General features: G+C 44.9%; 11 protein-coding genes and 1 pseudogene. 8 read left to right on the forward strand and 4 right to left on the reverse strand.

Annotated elements, in window-relative coordinates; all coding sequences use genetic code 11:
- The gene (locus R7E47_RS02310; protein ID WP_230238205.1) at positions 1 to 1,365 is read left to right on the forward strand and encodes a TrkH family potassium uptake protein; all 1,365 of its coding nucleotides are present in this window, start codon (positions 1 to 3) and stop codon (positions 1,363 to 1,365) included.
- 247 nt (positions 1,366 to 1,612) lie between these two features.
- Entirely contained in the window at positions 1,613 to 2,539 is a 927-nt protein-coding gene (locus tag R7E47_RS02315) for a LysR substrate-binding domain-containing protein (RefSeq protein WP_115386780.1), read from the forward strand.
- 94 nt (positions 2,540 to 2,633) lie between these two features.
- Here R7E47_RS02315 and R7E47_RS02320 read toward each other — a convergent pair whose 3' ends face one another.
- Positions 2,634 to 4,370, reverse strand: a complete 1,737-nt coding sequence (locus R7E47_RS02320) for a BCCT family transporter (protein WP_230238204.1) — start codon at positions 4,368 to 4,370, stop codon at positions 2,634 to 2,636.
- 319 nt (positions 4,371 to 4,689) lie between these two features.
- Here R7E47_RS02320 and R7E47_RS02325 point away from each other — a divergent pair, with 319 nt between their 5' ends.
- The 6 genes and pseudogenes from R7E47_RS02325 (at position 4,690) to R7E47_RS02350 (ending at position 10,567) form a co-directional block, all read left to right on the forward strand.
- On the forward strand, positions 4,690 to 5,877 hold the full coding sequence (locus tag R7E47_RS02325; RefSeq protein ID WP_025768534.1) for an aromatic ring-hydroxylating oxygenase subunit alpha: 1,188 nt from the start codon (positions 4,690 to 4,692) through the stop codon (positions 5,875 to 5,877).
- A 1-nt stretch (position 5,878) separates the two neighbouring features.
- Complete coding sequence (locus R7E47_RS02330) at positions 5,879 to 7,315, forward strand: aldehyde dehydrogenase family protein (protein ID WP_213885209.1); 1,437 nt, start codon at positions 5,879 to 5,881, stop codon at positions 7,313 to 7,315.
- A 142-nt stretch (positions 7,316 to 7,457) separates the two neighbouring features.
- Positions 7,458 to 7,619 (forward strand): annotated as a pseudogene (locus R7E47_RS02335) (rubredoxin); the annotation flags it as partial.
- Positions 7,608 to 8,891 (forward strand): NAD(P)/FAD-dependent oxidoreductase, encoded by a 1,284-nt coding sequence (locus tag R7E47_RS02340; protein ID WP_250156844.1) that lies wholly within the window; start codon positions 7,608 to 7,610, stop codon positions 8,889 to 8,891. The pseudogene R7E47_RS02335 and the gene R7E47_RS02340, both read left to right, overlap by 12 nt.
- Positions 8,892 to 8,903: 12 nt before the next feature.
- Positions 8,904 to 10,220, forward strand: coding sequence for an NAD(P)/FAD-dependent oxidoreductase (locus R7E47_RS02345; protein ID WP_213885208.1), 1,317 nt, complete (start codon positions 8,904 to 8,906; stop codon positions 10,218 to 10,220).
- On the forward strand, positions 10,217 to 10,567 hold the full coding sequence (locus tag R7E47_RS02350) for an ethanolamine utilization protein EutQ (protein WP_017635301.1): 351 nt from the start codon (positions 10,217 to 10,219) through the stop codon (positions 10,565 to 10,567). The genes R7E47_RS02345 and R7E47_RS02350 overlap by 4 nt, the downstream gene beginning before the upstream one ends.
- A gap of 226 nt (positions 10,568 to 10,793) precedes the next feature.
- On the opposite strand, the gene azu is transcribed toward R7E47_RS02350, so the two are convergent.
- The 3 genes from azu to R7E47_RS02365 form a co-directional block, all read right to left on the reverse strand.
- Complete coding sequence (gene azu / locus R7E47_RS02355; RefSeq protein ID WP_005375211.1) at positions 10,794 to 11,246, reverse strand: azurin; 453 nt, start codon at positions 11,244 to 11,246, stop codon at positions 10,794 to 10,796.
- A 335-nt stretch (positions 11,247 to 11,581) separates the two neighbouring features.
- Complete coding sequence (locus R7E47_RS02360) at positions 11,582 to 12,232, reverse strand: HAD family hydrolase (RefSeq protein ID WP_054578640.1); 651 nt, start codon at positions 12,230 to 12,232, stop codon at positions 11,582 to 11,584.
- 256 nt (positions 12,233 to 12,488) lie between these two features.
- Positions 12,489 to 13,007, reverse strand: a complete 519-nt coding sequence (locus R7E47_RS02365) for a hypothetical protein (protein WP_054578641.1) — start codon at positions 13,005 to 13,007, stop codon at positions 12,489 to 12,491.
- Between the last annotated feature and the right edge of the window lie 334 nt (positions 13,008 to 13,341).

Consider the following 13,341-nt stretch of genomic DNA (forward strand, 5'->3'; position numbering starts at 1 on the left):
ATGGTTTTGTGGCATCCCTCTATTATCCCCATCGAGCGAAAACCCAAAGCGGGCAAAAAATTGTTGGGCGCACCGCCATTAATACTTAGCCTCAGCTTTGCGTGCTTGATCATGCTCGGCACGATCTTACTCAAACTGCCGATTGCCACCACAGAGCCCATCACTTGGATTCAAAGCCTGTTTACTGCGACATCGGCCATTACGGTGACGGGATTAGTTGTGGTGGACACGGGCACGGCGTTTACGCCTTTTGGGCAAGTGGTTATTGCTTTCCTGATTCAATGTGGTGGCCTAGGTTTAATGACGTTTGCCATCGTGACCTTGCTGGCTCTGGGCGGAAAAATTGGCTTTTTGGAGCGAGCAGTCGCGAGAGAGGCGTTCAACCAAACTGACTCGTCGACACTCATTGCCACTGCTAAATCTGTATTGATGTTCGCTCTGCTCGTTGAACTTATTGGTTTCACTATTTTGAGCGTTTATTGGAGTGAAGAGCTGGGCTGGGAAACCAGTTTGTTCCATGGTTTCTTCTACACCATCAGTGCGTTTAACAATGCAGGTTTTGCGTTGAGTGCCGATAGCTTAATGCCTTACATGGACGACCCGGTCGTTAACTTCACCATTACCAGTTTGTTCATTATTGGTGGTTTAGGCTTCTCGGTTTGGATTGACTTAAAACGCAATCGCCGTTGGCATCGACTCACCGTTTACAGTCGAATGATGATCTTAGGCACGATGATCATTAACGTGGTGGCACTTATCGCGATTTATCTGATTGAATATGACAACCCCAACACGCTTGCCCCGTTGAGCGAAGCAGGGAAATGGTGGGCATCGTGGTTTCAAGCGGTGACGCCAAGAACGGCAGGGTTCAACACTTTAGCTATCGATCAGTTGGAAGATGCCACAACGGCGATCATTCTGGTGTTGATGTTTATCGGCGGTGGTTCATTGAGTACGGCAAGTGGCATTAAAGTTGTGACATTTATGGTATTGGTCTTGGCAACTTACAGCTATTTGCGTCGCGATGAAGCAACCTATGCCTTTCAACGCGAGATTCCCAAAGAGACCATCAGCAAGGCATTGGCGCTGACTCTGATCTCGGTGGGGGTGACTTGGTTTGCCATATTCACGCTGTTACTGACAGAGAAAGCGTCTATGTTAGACATTATGTTCGAAGCGGTCTCGGCACTGGGTACGGTTGGGTTATCGCGAGGCTTAACGGGCAGTTTGTCCGAACCGGGTGAGTTAGTGATCATCTTCATGATGTTTATGGGACGATTAGGGCCTCTTACATTAGCGTACTTCTTAGCCAGTCCAAGAAAGAAAAAAGCGCGTTACGCGAGTACTAAACTGGCAATAGGGTAAATGGGCTAACTCGTACAAAGTGAGCAAAAGGCTAGACAAAAGAGGAGTAACTGCTCCTCTTTTTGTGCTCGTTGTAGCCACGAAACTGTATACGGCAGTCTCTCTCACAACAATTTATGATTCATCTCTATTTTTTATCATTTATAAATTGTCGTTTTTGAGGTGTTGTCCAGAATGGCATTATCCACGTGCAACATAAGATTGCCGGGAATAAAAATAATTACAATACTGCCTTACTGGAAGATACATGAAAATCAAACCCCTCCCACCTTTAAATAGCCTCGTTGCGTTTGAAGCGTCGGCGCGGCACTTGAGTTTTACGTTAGCCGCTGACGAGCTAAACGTGACCCAAGGTGCTATCAGTCGCCAAATTAGACAATTAGAAGAATACTTAGGCAAGGCTATGTTCACGCGAGCCAATCGAAGCATTAATTTAACGCCTACAGGTCTTCAATATTATCAAGCTGTCAGCCAATCTTTGCTCGATATTGCTCAAATCACGGGTGAAGTGAAGAAGTGGCAGGGCGAACAAAAGATCACGGTTGCGACGACAAATGCAATGGCAGCCTTGTGGTTGTTGCCTAAGGTTGCTCAATTTCAAAATGAACATGATGACATCGATATAAGAATATTGGCCTCAGATAATGTGTTGGACTTACGCCGATTAGATTGCGATCTCGCCTTGTTTTATTGTCGCACTCCACCTGCGGAAATGGATGTGACAACGCTATTTTCAGAAGAAGTATTCCCTGTGTGTAGCCCGCTTTATTTAGAGAAAATCGGCCAGCCTAGTAAGCCAGAAGAAATCTTCAATAAAACGTTACTCTATCTGGAGGAGTCTCAAAGAGATTGGGTGAATTGGGAGCAGTGGTTTGCGAGTGTAGGATTGCCAAATATTTCGCCTCGTAATCGCATGAACATCAATAACTATCCAATGCTGTTACAAGCGGCAATTAATGGTCAGGGAATCGCGTTAGCCTGGGGATCATTAGTGGACGACTATTTACAAAGCGGTGCTTTAGTTAGGCCAGTCGAACACGTGCTTTCAACACCTTCCAATTTCTCTATGCTTGAACCTAAAAATAGAGGTTTAATCCCAGCAAGCGTCAAGCGTTTTAGAGAGTGGCTTTTGCAACAGTTGCCAGATGAGGTGGGTGATCGAGGTTTAGCCTAAATCAATAAGCAGAGAAAATAACAGAGTTTGGTCATGTTAAAAAAGCGGGAGTACCAGTTCCCGCTTTGTTTTAATTGATTGATGAAACGACGCACTAACTTAGTACTGGTCCCTGATTGAGTGTGGAATCACTTTTTTGTGAGGATCTTGAAGCGATAGGCTCGGAAGCCACTGTTTTGCTTTCAACAAGCGGTTCAACAGGACCATCAAGTTTCTCTTGCTCTGGGTGAACATGCTCAGGAAGCATTGCCCATGGCTTAGGTTCGCGTCGAATACTATGGAACAGCGTTAAGCTCATCACCGCGATAAAAATCGCGATAGGGAAACCGGCAATAATGGAGGCCGTTTGCATTGCTTTTAACCCTCCGGCGTATAGAAGCACTCCCGCAATGGCGGCGATCATGATCCCCCACAATACGCGTATAGAGGTAGGAGGCTCACTGTGTCCAGCGGCATCGAGGGTACATAGAACTAAGGTACCTGAGTCAGCGGAGGTAATGAAATAAGTACCGAGTAATAAACACGCAAGCACGCTAAGGAGTTTACCAAACATACCTGTATCTAGGTTGTCGAATAGCGTAAACAAAGCGCGTGTCGTATCAGCTTTAGTCGCTTCAAGAATCGGGCCGCCAGAAAAATCCGCAGGTGGTGTCTGTTTGGCTTCTTGTGCCGCAGTGACTTGCTCTTGATGAGCAACACGAGCGTCTTGCTCTACCTTCAACGCTGCACCACCAAATACTGAAATCCATAAAAACGTGATCAGCGTGGGTACGATGAGAGCACCGCCGATAAGTTCACGTATTGTGCGTCCTTTAGAGATACGAGCCACAAACATGCCAACGAAAGGTGCCCAAGTCATCCACCAAGGCCAGTAATAAGCCGTCCACCAGTTTTGCCAGCCAGAGTCATTCTGTGCATCGCTCCATAAGCTCATACCGACAATGTTTTGTGCATAAAGCCCCGTACTTTCGAGTAGCGTATTTAAGATATAGCGAGTTGGACCAATGTAAAGTACGACTAGCACGAGTGCGAGTGAGAGCAGCATGTTCCATTCTGATAAACGGCGAATACCTTTTCCTACACCAGATATCACCGACGCAACCGCACAAGTACAAAGGGAAACGATAATAAAGAGTTGAATCCCCAAACTAATATCTAGACCAAAGGCTTGATTCAAACCAGAGTTTATTTGGATAACTCCCATCCCCAAGGTTTGAGAGATACCGAAAGCAGTCACCGCGACTGTTAGGATATCAACCGTGTGTCCGATAGGCCCATAAATACGATCACCAATCAAAGGGTACAAGATAGAGCGTAGGGTAAAAGGCAGATCTTTACGGTAGGAAAAGTAAGCTAATGCGAGTGCAACAATGATAAAGACAGACCAAGGATGTAGACCCCAGTGAAAGAATGTCAGTTTCATTGATGTTGTTGCGGCTTCATTGGTCAGGCCTTGAGTAAATGGGTTGTCAGCGTAATGCCACATCGGTTCGGCGACCGACCAGAAAATTAAGCCTATCCCCATGCCTCCGGAAAAAAGCATGGATACCCAAGACAAATAACTAAACTCTGGTTTTTCGTCATCTTTACTCAAACGAATATGTCCATATCGACTAACCATAAGGTAAAGAAGAAAACCGACAACGAGTGAAACAAGTCCGATGTAAAACCACTTCATATTCTGCAGCAAAATGCCGGAAATCGTTTCGAAGTATTGGCCCGCTTGGTTGGCGAGAATGGCGCAGAAAAGTACAAAACCGATAACGACGATCTTTGATGCGATAGTCACAGTCGGATTGAGTCCTTTCAATATCCCAGATGTTGCTCTCATAGGCATCCCTCACAGTGCGTTTGTTTTAGCGTTATTGTTTGTTGCGTTATTGTTAATTTTTGAAAGAGAGTAGAGAGAGGGCTTTTGTGTTTCAACTGATTAATACTCATCGGTTAATGAGTATTAATCATGACAAGAAGATCATTGTTAATTAAAAGGTTATTTTTTTGTTCGAGATCAATGCATGAATGACAAAAACTCATCCAAGCCCGGCGAAAAAGTCGTTTGTTTGTTGCCGGGTTGTTAATCAAAATCATCTCCACTAACACAACACGATGTTGTACGCACTGGATGCAACTCGACTCTCGGAGATAAGAATATGAGCAATGTCAACCAAACCATTATTCCTGTTGAACTTGTTGATAATGTACTGAACCCAATCAGTGAAGCAACAGGAATGCCGAATCAGGCCTACACCAGCGAAGAGTATTTTACTTTTGAGCGTGATCAGGTGTTTGGTAACACTTGGGTATGTATTGGTTTTGCATCAGACCTGCTTAAAAATGGTTATGTGATGCCACTTGATTTCATGAATCTTCCACTACTCATGATGAGAAATCGCCAAGGTGAAGTCCAAGTTTTCCACAACGTATGTAGTCATCGTGGTATGAAGCTGGTGCATGAGGCAGGCGAAGTTCAAGGCATGATTCGCTGTCCTTACCATTCATGGACGTACGATCTTGACGGCAATCTAAAAGGCACACCACACATTGGTGGTATCGCAAAACACAAAGATGACCGATTTAAGTGTGAAAAACATGGCCTTAAGCCACTTCGTTCAGCCGTTTGGATGGACATGGTATTCGTCAACTTATCGGGCAATGCTGAAAGCTTTGAAGAGCATATCGCGCCGCTAGAGCAACGTTGGCAGCAATTCTTAGGTGAAGAAGGATTAGGGCTTCTTCGCCGCGTGAACATGGGTGGCAACTTAGAGATAGAAGTGAAAAGTAACTGGAAGCTTGCCGTAGAAAACTACTGTGAAGCTTACCACTTACCTTGGGTGCATCCGAGTTTGAACAGTTATTCTCGCCTAGAGGATCACTACAACATCATGTTTGCAGAGCGTTTCGCTGGCCAAGGTAGTCTCGCATACAACCTCTCTGATACTGCAGGTACACACTTACCTAAATTTCCAAGCTGGCCAGAAGATAAACTGCGTCATGCAGAATATGTTGCACTCTTTCCAAACGTGTTGCTTGGTATTCAAGCCGATCATGCCTTTGCAATGATGATTGAACCAATCACTGCGAATAAGAGTGTTGAGCACCTACGTGTTTTCTATGTGGGTGATGAAGCAACGAATGATGAGTTCGCTGCGTGCCGTACTGCTACCGTTGAGTCATGGCGAGTCGTATTCGGCGAAGATATTGGAGCGGTCGAGGGCATGCAGGAAGGTCGTTATTCACCTGGCTTTGGTGGTGGTGTGTTCTCACCAGAAATGGATGTTCCGACGCATTTCTTCCAAACCTGGTTGGCAAAGCAAGTGAAAGCGGCACTGGAGCAGTAATATGATGCATTACCTTAATTATATTGATGGTGAGTGGTGCGATTCAGAGCAAGCGCTGACCGTCATTAACCCTGGCACAGCCGAAGCGTATGCGACGATTGCAGAAGTCACTATCACCGATGCAGATCGCGCAATGGCAGCGGCACGTCGAGTGGTCAATCAAGGCGTTCTTTCGGACGTTCGTCCAGCCGTCAGAACCGAGTGGATGTTAAAAGCCGCCGCGGCTATTCGTGAAATGGTTGATGAAGGTGGGTTAGTTGCCTGCCGTGAAAATGGGAAATCTTTGCAAGATGCCAAAGATGAGTTTTTAGAATCGGCACGTTACTTCGAATACTACGCTGGCATGGCCGACAAGCTGGAAGGCACGTCAATTCCGTTGGGTAAAGATTATGTCGATTTCACCCAATATGTGCCGTTTGGTGTGTCAGTGCAGATTGTGCCGTGGAATTTCCCAGTTTCTATTTGTGCACGCTCATTAGCACCTGCATTAGCTGCTGGTAACGCAGTGGTGATCAAATCGCCAGAGATTTCCCCACTCGCTATGACGTTGTTGATTAAAGCGATTGAAAAAGCGGGTTTCCCAAAAGGCGCGATTAACTTGCTATGTGGCAAAGGCTCCGTAGTTGGCAGCCACTTGGTGCAGCATCAAGACGTTGATCAAATTGTCTTTACAGGTTCTGTGCCGACCGGCCAACGCATACTGAAAGATTCAGCGCAACGCGCCACACCATCTGTGATGGAGCTGGGTGGTAAATCGGCCGCTATCGCACTGAAAGATGTGAGTCTCGAAACGCTTTTACAAAGCGTTCAAGTCGGTATTTTCTTTAACGCTGGTCAAGTGTGTTCGGCAATGTCTCGTTTGCTAATTCAAAAAGAGCGTTATGAAGAAGTAAAAGCGGCGGTAGTGAAAATGGCACAAGACCTAACCATTGGTCAAGGTGAAAGCCAGCCGGATATAACACCGTTGGTATCGGCTGATCAACAAGCGCGCGTGCTTGAAATGATAGAACAAGCAAAAGCCGACGGCGCGAACATCCTAACGGGTGGATACGCCCCTGATTTGTCGGGTTACTTTGTGGCACCGACGGTGATTGAAGCCTCACCAGATATGCGTATTGCTCAAGAAGAAGTGTTTGGTCCTGTACTGGTAATTACACCGTTTGAAACCGAGCAAGAGGCCGTTGAAATCGCGAATGGCACCGATTTTGGCCTGGTTGCTGGTGTCTTTGGTGAAAGCCTAAACCAAACATTGCGTGTGGCGCAGCAACTGCGTGGTGGGCAAGTGTTCATCAATGAATGGTTTGCTGGTGGTATCGAAACACCATTTGGTGGCGTGGGCTTGTCCGGTTTTGGGCGAGAAAAAGGACAAGAAGCGATTTATAGCTATGTCCAGACACGCAATATTGCCATTCGTTTGCAGCAAGACAGCAACGTATAGCTACCGTGTAACTGTATTTTCATCACCTCGTACCGGCTTGGATTTCAGACCACAAGCTAGGGCGAGGTTGATGGAATCACAACAAATCTGACAACGGTTTGTAAACACGGAAATTCTGAACAAGGTAGTTGGAGTATAAGCGATGAGAAAGTGGCTCTGTATTATTTGCGGCTTAATCTATGATGAAGCACAAGGTTGGCCATCCGATGGCATTGCACCAGGAACAGCATGGGAAGATGTACCGGATGACTGGTTATGTCCTGACTGTTTAGTGGGTAAGGCCGATTTTGAAATGATCGAAATCACCGACGATGCGCCACTAGAAGAGGTTGCAGCTGTGTCTTCGGTGTCGGTAGAAGCGTCTGTTCAGCCAAATACGGCTCAGCCTCTTCCATCTGAAGTTACTCAACCTGTATTCTCAAATGACCCTATCGTTATCATCGGTAGTGGCCACAGTGGTTACCAGTTGGCGGCGGCACTTAGAGCGCAATCTGAGACGGTTCCGATCACTGTCTTTACCGCTGATGATGGCGCTTTGTACAGCAAACCAGCATTGTCTAATGCACTGGTCATGAAGAAAGATGGCGACGCGCTACAAAGTGAAAGCGCGTTGGAGTGGGAAAGCCGTCTCAATATCCGCGTTTACCCGCATACCCGCGTTGAACATATCTATCGTGCCAATTCAACGCTACATACCTCCATCGGTAAATACGCCTACAGTCGCTTGGTACTGGCAACAGGTGCATCACCGATTGAAATCCCGATTGAGGGTGATCGCTCTTGTGTTATGAGTGTGAACGACTTAGTTGATTACCGCCGTTTCAGAGCGGAGCTACAGAACAAAAAGCGCATCGCGATCCTCGGTGATGGCTTAATTGGCTGTGAGTTCGCGAATGACCTGATCGAAAGCGGTTATGAAGTGACAGTAATCGGGTTAGGTCAATGGCCAATGGAGCGTTTGATCCCGCAACAGTTGGGTGAATCATTACAAAGTGCACTTGCCGAACGAGGCGTGCAATGGGCTCTACAAGACAGTATCGCCAGAATCGAGCCAAGGTCCGAATCCAGTGCGGTTTTACATCTGAACAGTGGCAAGCAGATTGAAGCAGACCTAGTGCTAAGCGCGGTTGGACTCAAACCAAATGTTTCTCTGGCTGAGCGCGCGGGGCTCGAAGTAGGCCGAGGCATTAGAGTGAATCAATTCGGCCAGACGAGTGATGAGAATATTTACTCGCTAGGTGATTGTGTTGAAACTGATCACGGTTGGCAGCCCTATATTGCGCCGATTAATCAAATGATCCCTTCTGTAGCGAAAAGCTTGCTAGGCGATGTCGCCCCTATCTCGTTAACACCAACTCCAGTGATTGTAAAAACGCCGATTCTTCCACTCACGATTTTCCCGGTAGCCGCTGAAGAACAGGGACAATGGTACATCGAGAACCAAGCAGATGAATTGACCGCTGCGTTTTATTCACCAGAAGGAGCAATGCTCGGTTTTGCGTTGCTAGGAAGAAAAGTACAGTCATTACGCGGCCCTTGGCTAGATCAATTGTCACTGAAACTGTCAGCAGCGTAGCGGAGAAAAAAGATGATTCATTTACCCAATGATGACGTGGCGTGTGGTTGGTACCATGCGTTGCCAAGTATTCCAGAAAAATCGGCGTTAAAAGGTAAACAAAGTGCTGACTATGCCGTGTTAGGTGCCGGTTTCGCAGGCCTAGCTATGGCAAGACGTTTAGCTGAACTTATGCCTAATGCACGAATTATACTGATTGATGCGCAACGTATCGGCCAAGGGGCTTCAGGAAGAAATTCGGGCTTTGTTATCGATTTGCCTCATAAGTTTTCACTTGAGCATCCCGACCCTGAGCACAAGCAAAAGTTATTATCACTCAACCGTTCTGCGATTGCTCAGCTAAACACTTTAGTGTCGAAGCACAGTATTTCTTGTCAGTGGTCAGCAAAGGGCAAATATCAAGGAGCCGTAGGGGCGCGCGGTGAAGCATATCTCGATCACTTTGAGCACCTAATGAAAGACCTTGGCGAACCATACTTCCATGTTAATGGCAGTGAGCTTGCGAAAGTCTTAGGGACAAATTACTACAGCCGCGCAATTTACACGCCAGGTGGTTATTTAATGCAACCTGCTGCTCTGGTGCGTGGGCTAGGGGAAAGCCTTCCAGAGAATGTCGAGGTGTTAGAAAACTCGCCAATCCGCAAGCTCAGTAAAGAAAACGGTTGCTGGGTATTACATGGAGATAGTGGCTCTGTTGAAACCCCTGAACTGCTGCTTGGGACCAGCATTTTTACTCGGGAGTTTGGTTATCTTAAAAACAGACTACTTCCAGTGATGACGTTTGCAAGCTGGACGCGTCCATTAACCGACGCAGAAATGCAACGATACGGAGGTGAGCTGAATTGGGGGTTAACTCCAGCTGATCATGCGGGAACGACGTTACGTATGACCGCCGATCGACGTATTTTGATCCGCAATACTTACAAACACGTGCCGAAATATGGCTCAAGCATGAACGATAAAGTCAGAGAACAAATTCGCGACGATCATCGTCAGGTCTTTCTGGCGCGTTATCCCGAGCTGGCCGACGTACCATTTACTCACACATGGGGTGGGGTGTATGCAATCTCTCGTAACTTTACTAACTTTTTCGGTCAATTAGATGAAGGTGTTTATGCCAGCGCTTGTGACAATGGTGTTGGTGCTGCGTGGGGAACCATTTCTGGAACACTGTTAGCTGACTATGTCGTTGGTGCGACATCTAAATCATTGGATGACATACAGCAAGTGACAGGAATGCCTTGTTTGAATCCGCCAGAGCCTTTTTTAGGTTTGGGAGTAAAAACGCGTATCCAATTAGCAAAATGGCAAAGCCGGAGTGAATTATGAAGCCAGTCAAACTTGTTGATAGTAAAAGTCTAGATTTCAATGTTCGTGGTGATACGCCGGGAATGGCGTATGTTGCCAGGGCGTTAAGCCCAGAAATTTCACCAAACATAGGCGTAGGCTTTGCTAAATGGGAAGGCGCTAAAGTGGCTTGGACAGTGCTTTATGATGAGGTTATTTTCGTGATTGAAGGCTGTTTCGAGCTGACCGCAAATGGTGAAACACATTTTGTGCACCCAGGTCAGATGCTGTGGATACCGGAAGGGACTGAATTGGTTTATGGTGGGCATGCTCTGTTCGGCTATGTGGTTCATCCAGGAAACTGGAAAGAGTTACATGGTATTGAATGACTTTTATCATTTAGTAGTGTTTCGGAAAGGCAAAACAAAAATCCGATTTTTACCCATGAGTTTTCGTAAAAGAACTTAATCTCAGTGGAGCAAGGGTTTCTTACTTGCTATGTTTCTTGGTCACGTTTCCAGACGTGTTAGACCTTTCTCAATTGCTATTTTATCTATCAAAAAGGGAAGCCTTGGCTTCCCTATAATGAGTCTTCTTTTGGCTTGGCTGAATCTTTTATTTTAGCTCAAATTTACCCTGCATGATTGCCCAGTGACCCGGGAACGAACAGAAGAATGAATAGTCACCGCCGGCTTTCATTTTCTCAGTACTGAACGTAATGCTGGTGCTTTCACCGCCACCAATTACTTTTGTGTGAGCGTAGACGCGATCATCATTTGGTTTTACGTAGTTATTTTCTGCTCCAGCTGCCATGCCATCAGTACCGACTGCTTGTAGGTTGGCTGTGTCAGAGATGACCACGTTGTGACCCATCGATTGCGCTGGCATCTTACCTGTGTGATTCAGCGTTAGTTTTACCTCTTTACAAGTGGCTGGTACGCTCAATGTTTTAGTAGAAAACTGCATCATATCGTTAGCATCTAATGACACTTCACACTCGGCACTGGCTTGGGCACCAAAGCTCATTCCTACTAATGCGAAGGTTGTTGCTAATAAACGTAAAGACATATAACACTCTCCATTTTGTATTTTAGGCTGACTTGGATTGATCTTATCCAATAGTTCTCATTATCAGCCAATTTTCACTCCAAAAACGTGCTTCAATCGGTATATTGACGTTTTGTTGCAAGCTTGTACTGGTCAGTTCCGCTATTTGATCACTCAAATGCCTTATTTCATGCGATTGCGTGAGTTAAATCAAAAGTCGTGATTAGCCAGAGTTAAGGTGAAAATAATCTCTCTAAACGGGTGGCAGAATTGTTTGGTTTTACGGTATTGGAGAGGTTTCAAGAAAGAAGCTCAGCTAAATTGCTGAGCTTCTAGAGAACAGACGACAAGTAGACCTAGCGAGTTTGCTTTAACGTGTGCAACACATCATGCAGTGAAGGTGCGACGGTATGGCCTAATTGTTTTATTTCGTTGCAAGGCTCAACCAAATCAGGAATTTGATAAGTGATCATGTTCGCTGCTACAGCAGCACGCACGCCATTATTTGAATCTTCAAAGGCGAGACATTTGGTTGGATCTACGCTTAGACGACTTGCTGCAAGCAGGTAGATCTCTGGCTCAGGTTTGCCGTGTGACACTTCACAGCCTGTCGTTAAGTTGTCGAAATACTTGCTTAGGCCCGCTAATTCCAACTTCTTCTGTGCCACTTCTTTTGCTGTAGAAGTGGCGACTGCAATTGGCAACCCTTGGCTTTTCAACCACTCAAGCAGTTCAATCACCCCTTCTTTTACTGGTATCGCTTGGTGCTTAACCACAGCGTCGTAACGGTCGCGCCACTCTTGGTGTAAGCGGTCAAGATCATCCCCATAAGCTTTACGAAAAATCACTTCAATGCCCGCTGCATTGCGACCAATGATTGAAAGATAAACATCTTTATAGAAGGGTAGGTTCTGGGCTTCACATGCTTCTTGGAAAATATGCATACAGACGCGCTCAGTATCAAGGAGCAAACCATCCATATCAAAAATAGCAGCTTGGTAGTTCATTACATTAAGACTTTTTGGTTGGGATGGCGCATTTTGACACAAGCAGATCGGTTTTTCTTCTAAAAATTAGAACTTGATTTTGATCCTATGAGTTCACATTGCCTTTGAACACACTATACACAGAGTCTATAAACTAGGTGTGAAATATAATGTTTTTAAAATTAGAAAAATTTCAGTTAAATAGATAAAACTCTATCTTAATATAAGCTAGAGTTTTATTAATATCCTATTGTTATTTTAACTATTGAATGATTTATTAATAATAAAATAATACCAAGTCACGATTGTTTACGACTGCATGAGTGTACCAGCTCTTGACTTCAGATATTTGTTGCTCTGATAAGCCTCCGAAGTCAACGTTATCTTGGTGAATATCTTGATTTTTTATCATAAAAACAACAGGGAAATCGTCAGGGAATGGGAATTTTATAGGATAATCGGTATTAGTGAATGGAATATCGCAGAAATCGTTTACATCGCAAGGATACCAAGAGTTATTGGATAAGTAATAACCAGTTATCTTACATATAGCTTCAAGCAAGTAAGCATAGGCGTAACCCAAGTGACTGTATTTTATCTCTTCAGACAACATTTGCATAAGAAGCTCTTCAGCTCGGATGCTTTCGCCACTACTTTCCAGCATTTCATTAATCGCCTTAAAGGAGTCTTGACACCTTTCCATGATGGCTTTTTCTAGCTCTGGATTACGCTCATTCTTTAGTACGTTAAAAACCTTTTCAGTATCTAATGAATATACTGTCGCCCCATATCCCATATTTTATTCTCCTCACTTTTATACAGTTAAATTCATTTAAGTGTTTTTTATCGAAGGGATTATATTTTGATGTTTTTTGAAGGTAAAGTGTATATATAGAGGTTGTATTTATTATGATGAACTTTGAAAGTTTAAATTCTTAAAATAAATACTATATATTTAATTTTATTAGATCTAGCTCATAAAAATACCTTAACTATTATTGTGTTTATTGTTAAGGGTTATTAAATCTGTGAGGTGGTTCAAGACAATAAAATTTAGAAGAAAATACCGTCAAACTTAGGTGGCTATTCTATCTGAGCACTCAGCCCACTACTTATGGTGGGCTGAGTGC

It is taken from the genome of Vibrio sp. Vb1026 (genome assembly GCF_033338745.1).
GTDB classification, from domain to species: Bacteria; Pseudomonadota; Gammaproteobacteria; order Enterobacterales; family Vibrionaceae; genus Vibrio; species Vibrio alginolyticus.